15 protein-coding genes are annotated in these 18,911 nt (G+C 58.0%); 5 read left to right on the top strand and 10 right to left on the bottom strand.

All coding sequences use genetic code 11. The features are described from left to right. Positions 1 to 57: 57 nt before the first annotated feature. The 3 genes from HCG46_RS25535 to yghU form a co-directional block, all read right to left on the bottom strand. Positions 58 to 1,491: an NAD(P)(+) transhydrogenase (Re/Si-specific) subunit beta gene (locus HCG46_RS25535; RefSeq protein ID WP_023000234.1), complete on the bottom strand. Its 1,434-nt coding sequence runs from the start codon at positions 1,489 to 1,491 to the stop codon at positions 58 to 60. A gap of 12 nt (positions 1,492 to 1,503) precedes the next feature. Beyond that, the gene (locus HCG46_RS25530) at positions 1,504 to 3,087 is read right to left on the bottom strand and encodes a Re/Si-specific NAD(P)(+) transhydrogenase subunit alpha (RefSeq protein WP_055659157.1); all 1,584 of its coding nucleotides are present in this window, start codon (positions 3,085 to 3,087) and stop codon (positions 1,504 to 1,506) included. A 396-nt stretch (positions 3,088 to 3,483) separates the two neighbouring features. Beyond that, on the bottom strand, positions 3,484 to 4,353 hold the full coding sequence (gene yghU, locus HCG46_RS25525; protein ID WP_062489222.1) for a glutathione-dependent disulfide-bond oxidoreductase: 870 nt from the start codon (positions 4,351 to 4,353) through the stop codon (positions 3,484 to 3,486). 442 nt (positions 4,354 to 4,795) lie between these two features. Here yghU and HCG46_RS25520 point away from each other — a divergent pair, with 442 nt between their 5' ends. Both HCG46_RS25520 and HCG46_RS25515 read left to right on the top strand, forming a co-directional pair. After that, positions 4,796 to 6,196: a selenium-binding protein SBP56-related protein gene (locus HCG46_RS25520; RefSeq protein ID WP_031269032.1), complete on the top strand. Its 1,401-nt coding sequence runs from the start codon at positions 4,796 to 4,798 to the stop codon at positions 6,194 to 6,196. 78 nt (positions 6,197 to 6,274) lie between these two features. Beyond that, the gene (locus tag HCG46_RS25515; protein WP_286185539.1) at positions 6,275 to 6,859 is read left to right on the top strand and encodes a hypothetical protein; all 585 of its coding nucleotides are present in this window, start codon (positions 6,275 to 6,277) and stop codon (positions 6,857 to 6,859) included. 8 nt (positions 6,860 to 6,867) lie between these two features. On the opposite strand, the gene HCG46_RS25510 is transcribed toward HCG46_RS25515, so the two are convergent. Next, a complete protein-coding gene (locus HCG46_RS25510; protein ID WP_168687849.1) occupies positions 6,868 to 8,127 on the bottom strand; it encodes a Xaa-Pro peptidase family protein in 1,260 nt (419 codons plus the stop codon). Positions 8,128 to 8,222: 95 nt separating this feature from the next. Between HCG46_RS25510 and HCG46_RS25505 the strand changes: the two genes are divergently transcribed. After that, positions 8,223 to 9,110 carry a LysR family transcriptional regulator gene (locus tag HCG46_RS25505; RefSeq protein ID WP_168687848.1) on the top strand — a complete coding sequence of 296 codons (888 nt, stop codon included), beginning with the start codon at positions 8,223 to 8,225 and terminating at the stop codon, positions 9,108 to 9,110. A 4-nt stretch (positions 9,111 to 9,114) separates the two neighbouring features. On the opposite strand, the gene HCG46_RS25500 is transcribed toward HCG46_RS25505, so the two are convergent. The 4 genes from HCG46_RS25500 to HCG46_RS25485 all read right to left on the bottom strand — a co-directional run bounded on the left by HCG46_RS25500 (position 9,115) and on the right by HCG46_RS25485 (position 14,254). Beyond that, positions 9,115 to 9,546: a universal stress protein gene (locus tag HCG46_RS25500; protein WP_023000227.1), complete on the bottom strand. Its 432-nt coding sequence runs from the start codon at positions 9,544 to 9,546 to the stop codon at positions 9,115 to 9,117. After that, on the bottom strand, positions 9,543 to 12,179 hold the full coding sequence (locus HCG46_RS25495) for a TRAP transporter permease (RefSeq protein ID WP_168687847.1): 2,637 nt from the start codon (positions 12,177 to 12,179) through the stop codon (positions 9,543 to 9,545). The genes HCG46_RS25500 and HCG46_RS25495 overlap by 4 nt, the downstream gene beginning before the upstream one ends. 184 nt (positions 12,180 to 12,363) lie before the next feature. After that, a complete protein-coding gene (locus HCG46_RS25490) occupies positions 12,364 to 13,332 on the bottom strand; it encodes a TAXI family TRAP transporter solute-binding subunit (protein ID WP_023000225.1) in 969 nt (322 codons plus the stop codon). A gap of 52 nt (positions 13,333 to 13,384) precedes the next feature. Then, positions 13,385 to 14,254: a MurR/RpiR family transcriptional regulator gene (locus tag HCG46_RS25485; protein WP_055659167.1), complete on the bottom strand. Its 870-nt coding sequence runs from the start codon at positions 14,252 to 14,254 to the stop codon at positions 13,385 to 13,387. Positions 14,255 to 14,567: 313 nt separating this feature from the next. Here HCG46_RS25485 and HCG46_RS25480 point away from each other — a divergent pair, with 313 nt between their 5' ends. After that, positions 14,568 to 15,458 carry an alpha/beta hydrolase gene (locus HCG46_RS25480; RefSeq protein WP_168687846.1) on the top strand — a complete coding sequence of 297 codons (891 nt, stop codon included), beginning with the start codon at positions 14,568 to 14,570 and terminating at the stop codon, positions 15,456 to 15,458. Between the two features lie 89 nt (positions 15,459 to 15,547). Here HCG46_RS25480 and egtD read toward each other — a convergent pair whose 3' ends face one another. Then, entirely contained in the window at positions 15,548 to 16,510 is a 963-nt protein-coding gene (gene egtD / locus HCG46_RS25475) for an L-histidine N(alpha)-methyltransferase (RefSeq protein WP_205838705.1), read from the bottom strand. Then, positions 16,510 to 17,775 carry an ergothioneine biosynthesis protein EgtB gene (gene egtB, locus HCG46_RS25470; RefSeq protein ID WP_168687844.1) on the bottom strand — a complete coding sequence of 422 codons (1,266 nt, stop codon included), beginning with the start codon at positions 17,773 to 17,775 and terminating at the stop codon, positions 16,510 to 16,512. The genes egtD and egtB overlap by 1 nt, the downstream gene beginning before the upstream one ends. Before the next feature lie 541 nt (positions 17,776 to 18,316). On the opposite strand from egtB, the gene HCG46_RS25465 reads away from it, so the two are divergent. Further along, complete coding sequence (locus tag HCG46_RS25465; RefSeq protein WP_168687843.1) at positions 18,317 to 18,910, top strand: TetR/AcrR family transcriptional regulator; 594 nt, start codon at positions 18,317 to 18,319, stop codon at positions 18,908 to 18,910. The last annotated feature ends 1 nt before the right edge of the window (position 18,911 follow it).

Here is an 18,911-nt window from a genome sequence, read left to right as displayed (position 1 = left end):
ATCAAAAAAGCCGCCCCGGTCTCCCGGGACGGCTTCTCGATATCTCGTTACTCAGACTTAGCCGATCTGGGTCAGCAGCTTGTCGAGGCTGGCCTTGGCGTCGCCGTAGAACATGCGCGTGTTCTCCTTGTAGAACAGCGGGTTCTCGATGCCGGAGTAACCGGTGCCCTGGCCGCGCTTGGAAACGAAGACCTGCTTCGCTTTCCAGACTTCCAGAACCGGCATGCCGGCGATAGGCGAGTTCGGGTCTTCCTGGGCAGCCGGATTGACGATGTCGTTGGAACCAATGACGATCACGACATCCGTTGACGGGAAGTCCTCGTTGATCTCGTCCATTTCCAGAACGATGTCATACGGCACCTTGGCTTCGGCCAGGAGCACGTTCATGTGGCCGGGAAGGCGGCCTGCGACTGGGTGGATCGCGAAGCGCACTTCCTTGCCCTTGGAGCGCAGGCGCTTGGTCAGTTCGCTGACCGATTGCTGTGCCTGGGCAACTGCCATGCCATAGCCCGGAACGATGATGACGCTGTCGGCATCTTCAAGCGCCGCAACAACACCGTCGCTGTCGATGGCGATCTGTTCGCCTTCCACTTCCATGGCCGGACCGGTGGTGTTGCCGAAGCCGCCGAGGATAACGGAGACGAACGAGCGGTTCATCGCCTTGCACATGATGTAGGACAGGATCGCACCGGAAGAACCGACGAGCGCGCCGACGACGATCAGCAGATCGTTGCCAAGCGAGAAGCCGATGGCGGCCGCGGCCCAGCCCGAATAGGAGTTCAGCATCGACACCACAACAGGCATGTCGGCGCCGCCGATGCCCATGATCAGGTGGTAACCGATGAAGAACGCCAGCAGCGTCATCAGAACCAGCGTCCAGATGCCGGCCCCGTTCAGGAACATCAGCAACAAGATGACGCTGAGTGCGGCCGCACCTGCGTTCAGCATGTGGCCACCAGGCAGTTTTTCCGCCTTGGAGGTCAGCTTGCCGGCCAGCTTGCCGAAAGCGACGACAGAGCCGGTGAACGTAACGGCACCGATGAAGACGCCAAGGAACACTTCAACCTTCAGGATCGACTGTTCGATCGGGGTCTTGTGCGCCAGGATAGCGGCGAAGCCTTCAAGCGCATTGCGTTCTTCCTCGCCCATCGCCAGCACGTTGCCGAGCTCGATATAGGCATTGTAGCCGACGAACACGGCGGCCAGACCCACGAGTGAGTGCATGGCGGCGACCAGCTGAGGCATTTCGGTCATCTGGACGCGCTGCGCCACGAAATAACCGATGATGCCGCCGGCAGCGATCAGGATGAGAGACAGGAGCCACAGGCCAGAGCCCGGACCGATCAGGGTGGCGACAACGGCCAGTCCCATGCCGGCGATACCGTACCAGATGGCGCGCTTGGCGCTTTCCTGGCCGGAAAGGCCTCCCAGAGACAGGATGAACAGAACAGCCGCAACAACGTAAACGGCGGTCGTGAAACCGAATTCCATCTGCCGGCCTCCTTAGGATTTCTGGAACATGGCGAGCATGCGCCGGGTGACGAGGAAACCGCCGAAGATGTTGATCCCGGCCATGAAGACGGACAGGCCTGCCAGCAGGATGACCAGGAACGATCCGGATCCGATCTGCATCAGCGCGCCGAGAATGATGATCGACGAAATGGCGTTGGTGACAGCCATCAGCGGCGTGTGCAGCGAGTGACTGACGTTCCAGATCACCTGGAAACCGACGAATACCGAGAGCACGAAAACGATGAAATGCTGCATGAAGCTGGCCGGGGCGATGAGGCCCACCAGCAGCAGAAGCAGGCCACCAACCGCCAGCAGGGTCACCTGCTGCTTGGTCTGCGCCTTGAAGGCGGCAGTTTCCTGCGCACGCTTTTCTTCCGCCGTCAGTTCCTTCGGCTTTTCCTTCGATTTCGCCGCGATTGCCTGCACCTTGGGCGGCGGCGGCGGGAAGGTGATCTCGCCTTCATGGGTCACGGTCGCGCCACGGATGACGTCGTCTTCCATGTTGTGAACGATCTGACCATCCTTCTCGGGCGTCAGGTCGGTCAGCATATGGCGGATGTTGGTGGCATAAAGCGTGGACGATTGAGCGGCCATGCGCGAGGGGAAGTCGGTATAGCCGATGATCGTGACACCATTCTCGGTGACGACCTTCTCGTCCTTGACCGTTCCTTCCGCGTTGCCGCCGCGTTCGGCGGCAAGATCGACGATGACCGAGCCCGGCTTCATGGCCTTGACCATGTCTTCCAGCCACAGCTTCGGTGCATCCCTGTTCGGGATCAGTGCCGTGGTGATGACAATGTCCATCTCCGGAGCCAGTTCCCGGAATTTTGCAAGCTGGGCTTCGCGGAACTCTGGTGAGGAAACGCTGGCATAACCGCCGGTCGCAGCGCCATCCTGCTGTTCTTCTTCAAAATCCAGATAAACGAATTCAGCGCCCATCGATTCGACCTGCTCGGCCACTTCCGGGCGCACGTCGAATGCATAGGTGATCGCGCCGAGCGACGTGGATGTGCCGATGGCCGCCAGACCCGCGACGCCTGCTCCCACGACCAAGACCTTCGCAGGCGGCACCTTGCCTGCAGCAGTGATCTGGCCGGTGAAGAAGCGGCCGAAATTGTTGCCCGCCTCGATAACGGCGCGATATCCGGCGATGTTGGCCATGGAGCTGAGAGCATCCATCTTCTGGGCACGCGAGATACGCGGCACCATCTCCATGGCAATGACGCTGGCGCCCGATTCCTTCGCCTTTTCCAGCCCGTCGGTGTTCCCACCCGGGTTGAAGAAGGAAATCAGGGTCTTGTCCTTTGTCAGATAGCCCAATTCCTTGTCATCGGGCTGCCGGACCTTGGTTACGATGTCCGATTTCTTCCAAAGACTTGCGGCAGTCTTGACGATTTCAACGCCGGCTTCTTCATAAGCCTGGTCGGAAAATCCGGCGGCGGTCCCGGCTCCGCTTTGCACAAGGCAGGAGAAGCCAAGCTTCTGCAGCTGCTTTGCGGATTCGGGTGTCATCGCCACACGGTTCTCCCCGGGGAAGGTTTCCTTTGGTGTGCCGATCTTTAGGGCTTCTGGCATACGTCTCTCCAGCAAGTGTCGAGGAATTGGCCTTTGGTAAGGGCAAGTTGGCCGGATTGGCTAACAAACTCCCCCCGTGCGTCCTGTCCCTCACAAATGTGCTGCGAATTTAGAAACGAAAATATTACTTATGACAAGGTGTCTTGCGATTGAATTTGGAGGGTATTACCGCACTGCACAGTGAGAGCAGCGCGATATAAATTTCACGGGATTTACAAAATAGGGGTATCGGAAACTGTGGGCGAGGGCATTCGGCAGTCGGAATACTCAAATAAGGCCCGGAATTAGTAAATTTTCCCGGCCCTATACACATATCAAGGCAAAATGACCAAAGACTGGTCGTGCGTAAAACCCCGGCAGCGGTTCCTGGGGAAAGAGCCGCTGCCGGACGAAAATTTATTCTGCTGCCGGGTCCAGCGCGGCTTTTGCGTCCAGATCCGCGGCATCATGACGCTCCGGAAGCTGCTCGTGATCTTCTCCCCAGGTCCGGTTCACCTTGCGCCCGCGAACAACCGCCGGGCGGGCATCGATCTTCTGGGCCCAGGCCAGGAGATTCTTGTATTCGTGAACGGAGAGGAATTCCGCCGCGTCATAGGCGCGGCCAAGAACCATTCCGCCATACCAGGGAAAGATCGCCATGTCGGCGATGGTGTAGTCGTCACCGGCGATGTAGGGGCGATCAGCCAGCGCCTTGTCGAGGACGTCAAGCTGGCGCTTGGCTTCCATTGCGAAGCGATCGATGGGGTATTGGTACTTTTCCGGCGCATAGGCGTAGAAATGGCCGAAGCCGCCGCCAAGATAAGGGGCGGATCCCATCTGCCAGAACAGCCAGTTCAGCGTTTCGGTGCGCTTCGCCGGATCCTTGGGCAGGAATTCACCGAATTTCTCGGCCAGATACAGCAGAATGGAACCGGATTCGAACACGCGCGTCGGGGTTTCGGTCGAGTGGTCGACAAGGGCCGGGATCTTGGAATTGGGATTGGCTTCCACGAAACCACTGGAGAATTGATCGCCTTCGTTGATCTTGATCAGCCAGGCATCATATTCAGCGCCCTTGTGACCGAGTGCGAGCAACTCCTCGAGCATCACCGTCACCTTGACGCCGTTCGGGGTCGCCAGAGAATAAAGCTGAAGCGGATGCTTGCCGACAGGCCGGTCCTTTTCGTGGGTTGAACCGGAAATCGGCCGGTTGATATTGGCGAACTGGCCGCCGCTCGGCTGTTCCCAGGTCCAGACTTTGGGCGGGGTGTAGGTCGGGTCACTCATGTGAAAGGGTCTCCGGAACGGGTCGGACAGTAAAGGAAGGCGTCGATCGGAGCCAAGGTTGGTTCGATCCATCGCAATCTTACGATTAAATAGGCGGCAATGGCAGGATTGCCTAGGGTCGATTTTTGTTCTGAGGCATATTATTGCGCAAAATCGAGCCTGGTTGAAACCGGGTCGCAATAAGTTCCTGTTTCTAGGTTTTCTGTTCTTTCTTCTTCATCAAAGTTAGGATGCGTTTTCGCCATCGACCCCTGATCGTATTTCAGGCATTGTACTAAAGTCGCATTTGGAAATGCCAATGGTCGGCACCGTGATCATTGGCGCGGCCCGGCTGCAAAATGCAGGACAAGCAGCATAGGAGACGAATTCGGGAAGTCGGTAACAACAAGAAAAGGAATGCGGACATCCCGTCTTGAATGTCATCACGTTTTGGGAGGACGACATGAATTTAAGGCCCGATCCGAGTTTTTATCCGACGCCGCGCATGGCTATGGAAGCGCCGGTTGAGAAGCTGGCTTTCACCCTGATGCTCAGTCCAGATTTCTCTCAACCCGATGGTCTGGCTGTCGTCAATGTCGATCCGCAAAGTCCTGACTACGGCAAGATCGTGCATACCGTCTTCATGCCGAACAAGGGAGACGAATTCCACCATTTCGGGTGGAACGCCTGTTCCTCGGCGCTGTCGCCGCTGACAGGGCATGCCTTTCTCGAGCGCCGTTACCTGATCATTCCGGGCATCCGGTCGTCGCGCATCTACGTCGTTGACGTGAAAGAGCCGCTTCAAGCGAAAATTCACAAGATCATCGAACCGGAAGAAGTCTTCGCCAAGACAGGCTATTCCCGCCCGCACACCATCCATTGCGGGCCGGAAGGTATCTATGTCTCGACCCTTGGGGGAGGCGGTGCGGATGGCACCGACGGGCCTCCGGGCATCTTTATAATGGACTGCGAGACCTTCGACATTCTCGGCCGGTATGAAATGGATCGTGGCATCCAGGACAAACACTATGATTTCTGGTGGAACCTGCCGCGCGACTACATGGTGTCGTCGGAGTGGGGACTGCCGCCGCAGTTCGAGAACGGTCTCGTTGCAGAAGATCTTCTGTCCAACAAATACGGCCACAGCCTGCATTTCTGGGATCTGCGCGGGCGAAAGAACATCCAGACCATCGATCTGGGCGAAAACCACCAGATGGCGCTCGAGGTTCGCCCTGCCCACGATCCCGCCAAACAATACGGCTTTTGTGGCGTTGTCGTCGACACAACCAACCTGCAAGGGGCGATCTTCACCTGGTGGCGCAAGGACGATGGCACGTTTGAGGCCAGGAAGACCATCACCATCGACCCGCAGCCGGCCGATCCCGCAGACCTGCCCGAAATGCTGAAGGGGTTTTCCGCTGTTCCACCGCTGGTGACCGACATCGACCTGAGTCTCGATGACAAATATCTCTATGTCGCATGCTGGGGCACCGGTGAAATGCATCAGTATGATGTCTCCGACCCAATGAACCCGACGCTTGCCGGCAAGGTCGAGATCGGCGGGATCGTGAAGAAGACGAAACACCCGAACGGCAAGGACTTCGGTTACGGACCGCAAATGGTCGAGATCAGCCGGGATGGTCAGCGCGTCTATTGGACCAACTCGCTCTATTCCACCTGGGACGAACAGTTCTATCCGGGCGAGCGCGGCGCCGCGATGGTGATGGCCCGTGTTGGAGCCGGTGGCGGATTGACGCTCGATCCGGATTTCTGGGTCGAGTTTCCGGCGGGCTACAGGTCGCACCAGATCCGGCTTGAAGGCGGGGACTGCTCTACCGACAGTTTCTGCTTCCCGTCGGTCTAGGTTTTGGAAGAGGCGAGTTTGTCGGCTCTCTGGTGGGCCGTCATTGCGTCTGGTCTCTATCACGGCGTGAACCCGGGCATGGGTTGGCCGCTGGCGGTGTCGGCTGCCTTGATGGAACAACGCGCGTTGGCCCTGCCGCGTGCGTTGTTGCTGCTGGCGGTCGGGCATCTGGCGGCAATGCTGGTTATTCTCTTGCCTTTTTCGGCAATGATCACGCTGGTTTCCCTGGAACGGGAAATCCGCATTGGCGCCGCTTGTCTGGTGATCGGCATGGGGCTGTACCTGCTGATCGCTGATCGCCATCCGCGCTTTCTGGCCCGTATTTCACCGGCGAAGCTCGGCCTGTGGTCTTTTCTGGTGGCGATTGCTCATGGGGCAGGGCTCATGCTGGTGCCTATCTACCTGGGCATCTGCGCAATGGAGCAGGAGGCAGGCCACGCGGCGGCCGGAACTCTCATGGGGGCAGATTTGAGGATGGCGTTGCTCGTGGCTGCGGTCCACACGCTCGCCATGGCGCTTGCCGGTGGCCTGCTGGCCATCGGCGTCTATTTCTGGCTGGGCCTTCGGTTCCTGCAAAAGGCGTGGTTCAACCTGGACAGGGTCTGGGCAGCCAGCCTCGTTTTCGTCGGTTTGTTTGCCCTTGTCCTGGCGCTCGGGAGCTGAGCTGCTCATCAGGTCAGCAGATGTGCCTCGAACGGAAACCTGGACAGGGTCTCGATGCCGGTTTCGGTGATCAGGACCTGCTGCTCCAGCTTGACGCCTTCCTTGGCACCATCCTCGCCAATGTAGCTTTCGACACACAGTGTCATGCCCGGTTCCACGACACCGTCATAACCGGCGTCCGGAAAGTCGCCATGGTGATAGAGGTAGGGGTATTCGCCGGTCATGCCGCAGCCATGGGCAGACAGATAGTAGCGGTTGGCATAGTAGCGCTCGGGGATGTTCCACGCCCGGTCGGCATATTCCCGGAAGCTCATTCCGGGCTTCAGAATGCCCATGTTGTAGTGAACCTGTTCGTAGGCGACCTTGTAAAGTTCGCGCTGGGTGTCCGTCGGCCGGTCCGGGCCGGAGTGAAAGGTGCGTGAAAAGTCGGCATAATAACCGTGGCAGCCGACAACATCCGTATCGAGGGCTATCAGCTCGTTCGCGCCGATGACGTTGTCAGATGTTTCCTGGAACCATGGATTGGTGCGCGCGCCAGCATTCAGCAGCCTCGTTTCGACATAGTCGCCGTTCTGCGCGATGATCGACTTGTGCAGCACTGACCAGAGTTCGGCTTCGGTAAGCCCCGGGCGAATTGCTTCACGCAGCTTGCCGACGCCTATTTCCGTCGCGCGCAACGAAGCAATCACGCATTTCATTTCTTCCGGCGATTTGATCGCGCGCGCCATCTCCACGGGTTGCTGCGCGTCGACCACGTTGAGCCCGGCTTCTTTCAGCGCGATGGCTGTTCCCGCATTAAGCCGTTCCAGCCCCACCGTGGCGTCCTTCAAGCCTGTCAGCTCATGAATGGTATCGGCCATCTCCGCCGCCCAGGCGTGTTCGCGCTCTGCAATATGAGGACCGGCAGCGACAAAGCTCGCGGTTTTGGAGGGGCGGACCTCATCGACGGTTTCATAGCCCTCTCCAAGATGAAGACAGCCGGTGAACTCGAAAAGAATGGAGCGGTTCTGGGTCAGCAGCAGGTAGCGCGACGGGGCATTGCGCATGGAAAAAACCTGCATGTTCCGCGTGCCGGTCGCATAGCGGATGTTGACCGGGTCGGAGAGGATTACCGCATCAACACCATATTCAGCCATCTTCTGCCGCACACGCTGCTGCCGGTATGTGCGCACGGCCACCAGATCGATCCCTTCCACCTCGGGTGCGCGGTCAAGCTGCGCCAGTCCCTGAAGGTCGCTGCGCTCCGCGTGCCAGTCCAGTTCCGCCATTTGTAATCGTCTCCAGTTCAACTGGATGGAATATCGGCCGAGCTTCGATTCTTTAAAAGACTGGAAAAAATCGGGTCATTGGATAACCTCCAGTAATGCAAGCCTATCGAAAATCACTCCCGCCGCTCGACACATTGGTCTTCTTTGAAGCCGCCATGCGTCATCTGAACTTTACAGAAGCTGCAGAAGAACTCTTCGTGACCCAGGCAGCCGTTTCCAAACGCATCCGGCAGCTGGAAGACTGGCTGGGCGTCGACCTGTTCGAGCGGTCCGGCCGCAGGCTTCAGCCAACGGAAGCAGGAACATATCTTGCCGAGAAGACCGGCATGACGCTGGATTATCTGACGCAGGCGCTGAGTGCGCTGAAAGTGCCGGAGAGGCCTGTCGTGCGGATTGCGTCTGTGACGGCACTTGCTGCCTTCTGGCTCCAGCCTAAGCTCAAGGAATTTGCACTGTCAGACGAAGCCTGCCTGTTCAATCTGGCAACAGCAGACGATCTGGGAGACCTGCTCAAACCAGAGCACGACCTTGTCATCCTGCACGGGGACGGCCGGTTTCCGGGCTGGCAGTCGGAATTGTTGTTTCAGGAGGTCCTGACACCTGTCGGGATGCCGGAAATTATTGACGCCCTGCGGTCAGGAGGTGGTGGGAAACAGCCGGCGCTTCTCAACTACCCGCGTCTTGCTCCGAACTGGATCGATTGGACAGGCTGGATCCAGCGGACAGGGAGATTGGATCTGAAAGATTGGCCTGTTCAGTCATGTGCAAGCTACAATCAGTCTATAGGGCGGGCCTTGAAGGGGCTCGGCATTGCGCTTGGCGCCTTGCCATTGTTGCGGGAAGAGATTTCTTCGGGAAGGCTCGTGCCGCTGGAAGGCGCTACGCTCAAGACGGGAATGGGCTATTACATCGCCTGGCCGAACATGCGGCCGCTCGGCACAGAGGCCGAGCGATTGAAATCCGCGCTGTTGGAAGCCGGCTGAGGCGTCAGTTCCTCACCACATAGACCGAACATTTCGAGTGACGGACGACCCGAGCTGCATTTGGTCCGAGCAGGAATTCGCTCAGATGCGGCTGGTGGGCGCCAATGACAATGAGGTCTGCCCCGGTCTTTTTCGCGACTTCCAGGATTTCCTCGTAAATGGAGCCGGTGGCGACCAGATGCCGGATTTCGCTGTTCCTTTCCGCTCCGAGGACGCTTGAGACCTTCTCGACCAGCTTTTTCTGGGTTTCCGCCACCATCTGACCCTGGAAGTTCTCGTCGAAATAGGAAGCGACAAGATTGATACCGGCGCTCGGGACGACCGTGATCACATCGAGCTGGGCACCGTCCAGACGGGCGAGCTTGTCGGCCGTTTCCAGAACCTTGGTGTCGTCGACCTGCTGGACGTCGACGGCGCACAAGATGGATTTCGTCATGCCGCTACTCCTTCTTCACGGTTGGTCCGGCCTGCGCGGGCGCGCTGGAGCATGAAGACAAGGGCCAGAAGCAGAAGCCCCGGAATATAGATCAGCTCCTTCGGCAACTGATCCGCCTCGAGGCGAGCTTCTTTAACGACCACGGGTTCGTCGCCGTAGAAGTCGAACGTTCCGAGCTGTTCGAAGTAGGGCGTCCCCGGGAAGGGTTCCTCCAGCTTCAGAACACCGTCTTCTTCGATTGTCGTCAGGCCAAGCGCCTGCAATCTGGCTTCGCCCCCGTCTTCGCTTCCGGGCGTGATCGCAATGCGCGTTTCCATCGTGTTGCCGGTGTCGAAATCCGGACCACTCAGCACCAGGCGGATCTCGCTGCCTGCAGGTGCATCGCCAACTGCCTGGACGAAACGGTCCGGCGAGACGATCTCGAACGGAGGCTGGATCCGGTTCATGAAGAAATCCGGACGAAACAGCACGAAGGCGACCAGCACCAGGGCAACACTCTCGTAGATCCTGTTCTTGGTCAGGAAATAGCCCATGGTGCCTGCGGTAAACACAAGGATGGCAATCGTCGCCATGATGAAGACGAGTATGCCCTGGGTCACCGTGACGTCGATCAGGAGAAGATCGGTGTTGAAGATGAAGACGAAGGGCAGAGCGACCGTCCGCAGAGAATAGAAGAATGCCGTGAACCCGGTCTTTATGGCATCGCCTCCTGACACCGCTGCCGCGGCAAAGGAGGCTAGACCTACGGGTGGCGTTACGTCCGCCATGATGCCGAAATAGAAGACGAACAGGTGCACGGCGATGAGCGGAACTATCAGTCCGGATTGCGCGCCGAGTTCGACCACGACCCCGGCCATCAGTGAAGACACCACGATGTAGTTGGCCGTTGTTGGCAGACCCATGCCAAGTATCAGCGACAGGACGCCGACGAAGACCAGCATCAGCACCAGATTGCCACCGGATACGAACTCGACAAGATCTGCCATCACCTGGCCGATGCCGGTCAGGGTGACCGTGCCGACGATGATGCCGGCTGTCGCAGTCGCAAGACCGATGCCGATCATGTTGCGGGCACCGTCGATCATGCCGTGGACGAGGTCGTTGACGCCCTCCTTGAAAGCTTCGACCGTCTCGTTCTCGCCCCGGAAGATCGCCTTGATCGGACGTTGGGTCAGAAGGATCGCGAAGAGCAGAGCCGTTGCCCAGAAGGCTGAAAGGCCCGGTGACTTCTGCTCGATCATCAGGAAGTAGACGAGCACGACGATCGGGAGCAGGTAGTAGAGACCAGCCTTGTAGATCTGCGAAATATCCGGAAGCGTGATCTCCTTGGCATTGGGGTCGTCCGGATGAAGGTCATCGACGCTGGCAGCCAGTTTCAACAGAGCGATATAGGCAAGGAAAACCAGTAGCGCGAGGATCCACGACGCGCCTTCCGGTACCAGGGCGACAATCCAGCCGACCGGGTATTGCACGCCATAGCAAAGAGCGGCAAAGGCCGCGAAAAACACGAACATGCCGATGATCGTGCGCAGGGTCGAAACGGTCTTGTGCCCGATGGTTGGCATGTTCCGCTTAACGGCTTCAAGGTGCACGATATAGACCAGCGCGATGTAGGAAATCACGGCCGGCAGAAAGGCGTGAGTGATCACGTCGACATAGGAAATGCCGACATATTCGACCATCAGAAAGGCGGCGGCGCCCATCACCGGCGGCATGATCTGGCCGTTCACGGATGATGCGACCTCGACCGATCCCGCTTGTTCAGAGGTAAAGCCGACACGCTTCATCAGCGGAATGGTGAATGTGCCCGTGGTAACGACGTTTGCGATGGATGAGCCGGAAATGAGGCCGGTGGCTGCAGAGCCGACAACGGCTGCCTTGGCCGGGCCACCCTTCAGGTGACCGAGCGCGCCGAAGGCCATCTTGATGAAGTAGTTGCCCGCGCCCGCCTTGTCCAGCAAGGCGCCAAAGAGCACGAACAGGAAGACGAACTTTGTGGAGACACCGAGCGCGATACCGAAGACACCCTCCGACGTGATCCACATGTGGCTCATCGCCTTTTGCAGCGAAGCGCCTTTCCAGCGGATGACTTCCGGGACCCATTCTGAGGAGCCGAAGAAGACGTAGAGCAGGAATACGGTTGCGACGATGGCCATGGCCGGGCCGAGTGCCCGGCGCGCGGCTTCAAACAGGACCACGATACCGGCAAGGGCGAACCACTTGTCTGTGTCGTCGGCCAGACCGCCGTTGGCAACGATCTTGTCGTAGAAGAAGAAGCCGTAAAGCGAAATGAAGGCGCCGAAAAACGCCAGGGCCCAGTCCTGGATCGGGACGCGGTGTCTCGGACTGCTCGACAGTGCGGGGTAGGCCATGAATGCCAGGAACATCGCAAACGCCAGATGCACCTGTCGGCTGTTGTTGATGATGTCCGACGGCAGGACGTAATAGACGATGGGGGAGGCGAGCAGAACCTGGAAGCAGGACCAGATCAGGGCCACGGTGGCGATCATCATCCCGACGGATCCGGCAGGGTTCCTGGACCCGGAATCGGAGGAGGCGACGAGTTCCTGAAGTTCTTCTTCGGATAGTCCCTGTCGTTGGTCCCGTCCGTTCGGCTGGTTCTGTTCAGACATGAAGTTCCCCCGGTCTTCCGGCTGAAGCGCAACGTCGGCGTTGCGCTCGGCTGGCACCCGACAGCCACGCAGCCCGTGGCATCTGTTAATTCATTCAAGAAATGCCTTGGCCAAAGTGTCGTTCAATGGGCCGCAGCAGAGAAACGGGCCCGGACATGGTCCGGACCCGAAATGTTGGCAAGGATTAGTTGATCCAGCCCTGTTCCTGGTAGTACTTCGCAGCACCCGGATGAAGCGGTGCGGACAGGCCGTCCTTCACCATTTCTTCCGGCTTCAGGTTGGCAAAGGCAGGATGCAGCTTCTTGAAGGCATCGAAGTTCTCGAACACTGACTTGACCAGCGTGTAGACGACTTCATCGTCCACCTTGGCGGACGTAATGAAGGTCGCGCCGACACCGAAGGTGGTGACGTCTTCGTCATTGCCGCGATACATGCCGCCCGGGATGGTTGCCTTGCGGTAGTAGCTGTTGTCTTCGATCAGCTTTCCGACAACCGGGCCGTCAACGTTCACGAGTTTGGAATCGCACGCCGTGGTCGCTTCCTGAATGGAACCGGACGGGTGGCCGACCGTGTAAACCATGGCATCGATCTGGTTGTCGCAGAGGGCGGCAGACTGTTCCGCAGCCTTCAGCTCGGTCGCCTGCGCGAAGTCATCCGTGGACCAGCCCATCGCTTCCATCAGAACTTCCATGGTGCCGCGCTGACCGGAACCCGGGTTGCCGATGTTGACCCGCTTGCCTTTCAGGTCCTCGAAGGACGTGACGCCGCTATCGGCGCGGGCAACGACGGTGAACGGCTCGGGGTGCACGGAGAAGACGGCTCGCAGGTCTTCGAACGGGCCTTTTTCCTCGAACTGCGAGGTGCCGTTGTAAGCGTGATACTGCCAATCGGACTGCGCAACACCAAACTCCAGTTCGCCTTCACGCACCGTGTTGATGTTGTAGACGGACCCGCCGGTGGATTCCACGGAGCAACGAATGCCATGGTCCTTGCGGCCCTTGTTGACGAGCCGGCAAATGGCTCCGCCGGTCGGATAGTAAACGCCAGTCACACCACCAGTGCCGATGGTGATGAATTGCTCTGCAGAGGCTGCGCCGGTGAATGCGATGCTGGTCGCCATGACGGCGCCCGCAAGGTTCAGTTTCATCATCATTTGACTTGGCTTCCCTTTGTTTGAATTCTTGTGTCCGGCATGGCGATCCACGCTAGACGTTTTCAAATTCGTCGAGCAGACGATTGTGTCTGTCGACCTCCTGGATCCGGGCTTCCGCCTCGGCTCCGGCCCGCGCAACCAGCATGCCTGTAATGGTTTCGATAAGCACAAGCGTGGCTGCGTAAGACGAGAAAAAGTGTGGACTTTCAGTGCGTTGTATGAAGTGGTAATTCGCGAATTGCAACCCTGGAAAGGCGTGGCTGTCGGTCAGGACGATCACCTGTGCACCATTTCCTGCCGCCACTTTTGCCGCGCGTACCGAACGGTGGGCATAAGGGTGCTTGGACAGGACGATGACCGTGTCGGCCGATGTAATGCCGGCAAGCGTGCTGCCCAGAGTGGCACCATTGCGCCCGGCAACGACCCACCTGTCATCGAACCACTTGGCCAGATAGGCGAAATAGTCGGTAAAACCTGCTGAGGCGAGGGCGCCTATCAGGATGATCTTGCGGGACTGGCTGAGCCGGTCGACGGCAGCATCCAGAACGGCCGGGTCAATGTCGTCCACCAGTGCCTTGATGTTGTCGATGCAAGCGGAGACCTGGCGTGGCAGCAGAGGCAGGTCGGCATCCGAGCGCAGCTTCCTGGCCTTGTCCTGAAACGTGTCCCGCCCACGGTGGCTCAACTCGTTCCGGGCCTGTTCGCGCAACGCTTCGTAATCAGAAAAACCCAGTGCCCTTGCAAGTCGGGTGTAGCTCGCCGGCGAAACACCACTGGCCGATGCGACCGACCTCAGGCTGCGGGTGGCGATTTCCACCTGGTTTTCCGCAATGTAATCCGCTGCCGTACGCAATGCATCGCTCAGGTCGGCATAATTGGCCGAAATTGCGGTGCGAAGATGGGGCGGCGAAATGGTTTCCATCCGGTTACTGTTCCATTTGTTTTTTACATTGTCAATTTGTGAAACAAATGTTTCGCGTTGAAAACGATCCCTCCCTTTCTACCGGAAATCCCTACGGTTTTGCCCGTCCCACCAGCACACTCAAGGCAGTAAAATGTCCCTGTCCAAGTGGTTTGGCGCGGTGATGACGGTTCTCGGAACCTGCTCAAAACGTCACTGATAAAAATACACGCATAAATTGATTTTTGAAATTTTAGTACACGTTAAGGTTTTGTTAATGATATAATCCATTGGGGGCATTGCGCTTTTCCTGTGACCATAAGGGGAGAGAGACATGACTGACTACACATCGAGAACTTTGGCCACATGTGCCCGGTCGGTGCTGTTGACACTTGCAATGGCAGCTCCGGCAATTGCCGGTGACTTCTTTGAAGTCGAGCCCGGGGTCGATCTCTATTACGAGGATCACGGATCGGGACTTCCGATCGTGTTTGTTCCCGGTTGGACCTTCACCACACAGGTTTTCGAACATCAGATCGAAGCCTTTGCGAAAGACCACCGGGTCATCAGCTTCGATCCTCGAAGCCACGGCCGCTCGACGCTGACACTGGAAGGCAATAACTACGTTACCCAGGGGGCTGACCTTGCAAAGTTGCTTGATCATCTCAAGGTCGAAAAGCCGGTGCTGGTGGGGTGGTCATTCGGTTGCCTGACCACTTGGGAATTCATCAAGACAAGGTCTGTGGATGCTGCGTCCGCCCATATGTGCATCGATCTTTCGCCGACACCGCTAACCGGCAACGACGGCGACTGGGCTGAGGGAAGTGTCGCGGAAATTGCGGAACTTTACAGCGGCATTCAGTCAGCTGAAGGCCAACGCAACGTCATCAACTGGTATGCCGACGAGGTCATGATCGAACAGGACTACACGCCGGAACTGTCCCGCTGGATTGTTGACCAGTCGACCAAGTCGCCACCTTTCGTGGCCGCGGCTTATCTGGCGGCCGGAAATTTCAGCAATTACCTGGAGACGGCCAAGGAGGTCGATGCGAAGCTGCCGTCGGCCTTCGTGATCGCCGATCACTGGTCCGACAGTGCCAAGGCCTACCTTGCCGTCCATACGCCCAACAGCTCGGTGCAGGCCTTTGGTGGCCATATGATGTTCTGGGAGTATCCGGACCGGTTCAACGGGGTGCTGGCCGGATTCATCGCACAGATCGAATAAGCTTCAGGCTGAACCTTTGAGTAAGTGGCGGGTGAGGCCTTGAAACTCTGCCTCACCCGCATCTGTTAGGTGACCCAAGTCGAAGGGCTTTAGGCAGCCTGCAACGTATAGACCGAGAACCATTTGTTCTCGTCGCTGTCGACGTCCGTGATCTGCCATCCGCCCTCGCGGGCGATGCCTTCGAACGCTTCCTCGCTGTATTTGTGCGAGTTTTCCGTGTGGATTGTCTCGCCCTTTGCGAATGCAACGGTTTCACCGGCGATGGAGACCTGCTGCTGAACCAGGCTTTCCAGATGCATCTCGATACGGCTTTCGACCTCGTTCCAGATGGCTTTGTGTGCGAAGGCGGCGAGGTCGAAATCGCCATCCAGTTCCCTGTTGATCCGCTGCAAAAGGTTCTGGTTGAAGGCTGCAGTGATCCCGGCTGGATCGTCATAGGCTTCCTGCAGGACTTTTGCATCCTTTGGCCGGTCCACCCCGATAACCAGGCTGGCCTCCGGCATGGCTGAGCGAATGTTCGACAGGAGTGCCGCTGCCTCGGTTTTCTCGAAGTTGCCGATCGTGGAACCGGGAAAGAAGATCAGCACTGGCAACTCGGGTAGCAACGGCAGTTGTCCGAAGGGCTGTGTGAAATCGGCAGCAACCGGGATTACCGCCAATGACGGGTATGCGCGGCGCACCCGTTCGGCAGCAGCTTTCAGATGATTGGCTGAAATGTCGATCGGCATGTATACGGACAGGTCCGGAAAGGCATTCAGCAACAGGTCTGTCTTGCGGCTGGACCCGCTGCCCAGTTCGACCATCGCTCCGCGTGCGCCCGGTAGACGGCGATATTTCCTGGCATTCTGGGCGAGGATCGAGATCTCCGTTCGGGTCGGGTAATAGGCATCCAGCTCGGTGATCGCTTCGAACAGATGTGACCCGACATCATCGTAGAGCCATTTGCTGCTGATCGCCTTCTGGTCCTTGAGGAGACCGGAGAGAATGTCGTCGCGAAACATATCCGACTGGTTCTCGTCCGTTTGGTTCTCGGGAGAAACATGCTTGGTCATCATTGATCTCCCGCCAGCCTCAGGCCGAGCATCTGCCAGCGTTGGTGTGGATAGAAGAAGGTGCGGTAGGACGACCGCAACTGTTCCTTAGGGGTCGCGCAGGACCCGCCGCGCAGCACCATCTGGTTGACCATGAACTTGCCATTGTATTCGCCAATGGCCCCCTCGGGTGGTCTGAAGCCCGGATAGGGGCTGAAAGCGCTGCTGGTCCATTGCCAGACATCACCCCAAAGGCCGGGCCTGCGGCCAACAGGCTGAAAGGCTCCGCTTTCCAGGAAATTGCCTTCGATCGGGGTCGGCTCTGCAGCGGCTTCCCACTCTGCTTCCGTCGGCAACCGGCGACCTGCCCAGCGGGCAAAGGCTTCCGCTTCGTAGTAACTGACGTGGACAACCGGTGCCGCAAGATCAATCGGTCTTGGACCCTGCAAGGTATAGGTCCACCATTGACCATCCTGCTGCCACCAGTAGAGGGGGCTATCCCAACCGTTTTTCTCTCGCACGGCCCAGCCTTCCATCAGCCAGAGCGTTTGGGTTGAGTAACCACCATCTTCCATGAAGGCGATCCACTCGCCGTTTGTTACGGGACGATCCGCAAGACGATAGGGCTCCAGCCAGACCTTGTGACGTGGCCCTTCGCAGTCATAAGCAAAGCCGGTCCCGTCGTGGCCGATTTCGAGAAGACCACCGTCGTAGGAAACCCATTCGGCGGTTTCAACCGCGCTGACCGGTGCCGGTTTTGGTTCGACATAGGCGGGCAGCAGCGGATTGAAGGAAAACGCATGGAGTAGATCGGTGACCAGCAGTTCCTGATGCTGCATCTCATGATGACAGCCGAGGGTAATCAGCTCTTCAAGCTTGTCCTGTTCGAGCGAAAAGGCGTTTCGGGCAACTCCTTCACGCAGGGCGTCTTCGACATGTGAGCGGTAGTCAAGCACGTCGGTAGCGCTGGGCCGCGAAAGCAGGCCCCGTCTCGACCGGGTATGTCTCGGGCCGGCTTGTACGTAGTACGAATTGAAGAGCACGGCGAAACGATCATCGCGTGGCTGATAGCCAGGCAGCGAAGGCTTCAGGATGAATTCTTCGAAGAACCAGGTGGTATGTGCCATGTGCCACTTGGGTGGGCTGGCATCCTCCATGGATTGCAACCCCATATCCTCCGGACTGAGGGGGGCGGCGAGAGCAAGTGTCTGTGCCCTGACCCGATCAAACAGGTCGGTAACGGCGGAAAGAGGCGCTTCATGCGTCCGCTCATCCAGCAATGTCATTTCAATCCCTCCACGCGGGAACCGGCTGCTGTGCCTCCAGCCGGACCTGTGTCTGCCACCAAGCGACTTCTAGGTAGGCAGCGAACGGGGCATTCCAATGTCGGAAATTGCACCGGTCCTGTGCACAAATGCGCGATCAAGGCACTTGGTTGCGTATTGTTGATAAAAAGAAACATTGTTGAGATTGATCTTCAATCGGTTGGATCGGGTGCGGAAAGTCACCAAGTCGTTGAGAGTGATGGAAATTTTGCGTTTTGCCTTCCCGCAGATCAGGTGTGACCGTCGAAACCCATCCTAAAAAACAGCTACTGACAGGGTGTGTCAGGAGTTGCTGCAACCAGAGTTCACATTGATGTGAGGGAAGCGAAAATCGCTTCGCGTCAGCTTGAAATGACCCTTCGCAGCAGTGCCGCACTACCTGTCTCGGGCGGCATCCGTGTTTTCCTGATGAACTTCACTTGACTTATTCGGACGGTCGTCCTAACTCGTCGATAGGTCATTTGTCCTAATGAGTGATGCGGAAATACGAAGGGAGATGGATATGGTTGCGGCAGGCGAGACACGGCGTCAGATCGTGGATGCGGCGGACAGCCTTTTCTATGCCCAAGGATTTACGCAGACGTCCTTCGCGGACATTGCTGCAGCGGTGAAAATCTCGCGCGGCAACTTCTATTATCATTTCAAGACCAAGGACGAGATCCTCGATGCGGTGATCGACAAGCGTTTGTCGGATCGAAAAGAGCTGCTCGCCAAATGGGACGAGACGGCGGATGAAGCACGGAAACGGATTGAGTGTTTTATCCGGATCGTCATCGTCAACCAGACGAAGATCATGGCTTACGGCTGTCCCGTCGGTACGCTGACGACGGAGCTGGCAAAGATCGATCATCCCTCACGGGGCAAGGCCAACGAGATCATGGCCCTGTTCGGCGACTGGCTTGAAACACAGTTTCGCGAAATCGGCTGCGGTGAGAATTCGCGGGACAATGCCATGCATGTCCTTGGCTGGAGCCAGGGTGTCGCGACACTCGCCCAGGCATTCAAGGACAAGGCCTATGTCGAGCGTGAAGTCTCGAAAATCCTGAGCTGGCTGGACGGCGTCATCGCCGGGACACAGCAGAACAAGATCCAGTAAC

This window comes from Labrenzia sp. PO1, from assembly GCF_012273635.1.
Lineage (GTDB): Bacteria > Pseudomonadota > Alphaproteobacteria > Rhizobiales > Stappiaceae > Roseibium > Roseibium algicola.
Note: the sequence above shows the minus strand (reverse complement) of the source record. Positions and strands in the feature narration are given on the sequence as shown.

Excerpts from the sequence above, each read along its gene's own strand:
- HCG46_RS25535 (WP_023000234.1), bottom strand. The coding sequence starts at position 1,491 with ATGGAATTCGGTTTCACGACCGCCGTTTACGTTGTTGCGGCTGTTCTG.
- HCG46_RS25530 (WP_055659157.1), bottom strand. The coding sequence starts at position 3,087 with ATGCCAGAAGCCCTAAAGATCGGCACACCAAAGGAAACCTTCCCCGGG.
- yghU (WP_062489222.1), bottom strand. The coding sequence starts at position 4,353 with ATGAGTGACCCGACCTACACCCCGCCCAAAGTCTGGACCTGGGAACAG.
- HCG46_RS25520 (WP_031269032.1), top strand. The coding sequence starts at position 4,796 with ATGAATTTAAGGCCCGATCCGAGTTTTTATCCGACGCCGCGCATGGCT.
- HCG46_RS25515 (WP_286185539.1), top strand. The coding sequence starts at position 6,275 with ATGGGTTGGCCGCTGGCGGTGTCGGCTGCCTTGATGGAACAACGCGCG.
- HCG46_RS25510 (WP_168687849.1), bottom strand. The coding sequence starts at position 8,127 with ATGGCGGAACTGGACTGGCACGCGGAGCGCAGCGACCTTCAGGGACTG.
- HCG46_RS25505 (WP_168687848.1), top strand. The coding sequence starts at position 8,223 with ATGCAAGCCTATCGAAAATCACTCCCGCCGCTCGACACATTGGTCTTC.
- HCG46_RS25500 (WP_023000227.1), bottom strand. The coding sequence starts at position 9,546 with ATGACGAAATCCATCTTGTGCGCCGTCGACGTCCAGCAGGTCGACGAC.
- HCG46_RS25495 (WP_168687847.1), bottom strand. The coding sequence starts at position 12,179 with ATGTCTGAACAGAACCAGCCGAACGGACGGGACCAACGACAGGGACTA.
- HCG46_RS25490 (WP_023000225.1), bottom strand. The coding sequence starts at position 13,332 with ATGATGATGAAACTGAACCTTGCGGGCGCCGTCATGGCGACCAGCATC.
- HCG46_RS25485 (WP_055659167.1), bottom strand. The coding sequence starts at position 14,254 with ATGGAAACCATTTCGCCGCCCCATCTTCGCACCGCAATTTCGGCCAAT.
- HCG46_RS25480 (WP_168687846.1), top strand. The coding sequence starts at position 14,568 with ATGACTGACTACACATCGAGAACTTTGGCCACATGTGCCCGGTCGGTG.
- egtD (WP_205838705.1), bottom strand. The coding sequence starts at position 16,510 with ATGACCAAGCATGTTTCTCCCGAGAACCAAACGGACGAGAACCAGTCG.
- egtB (WP_168687844.1), bottom strand. The coding sequence starts at position 17,775 with ATGACATTGCTGGATGAGCGGACGCATGAAGCGCCTCTTTCCGCCGTT.
- HCG46_RS25465 (WP_168687843.1), top strand. The coding sequence starts at position 18,317 with ATGGTTGCGGCAGGCGAGACACGGCGTCAGATCGTGGATGCGGCGGAC.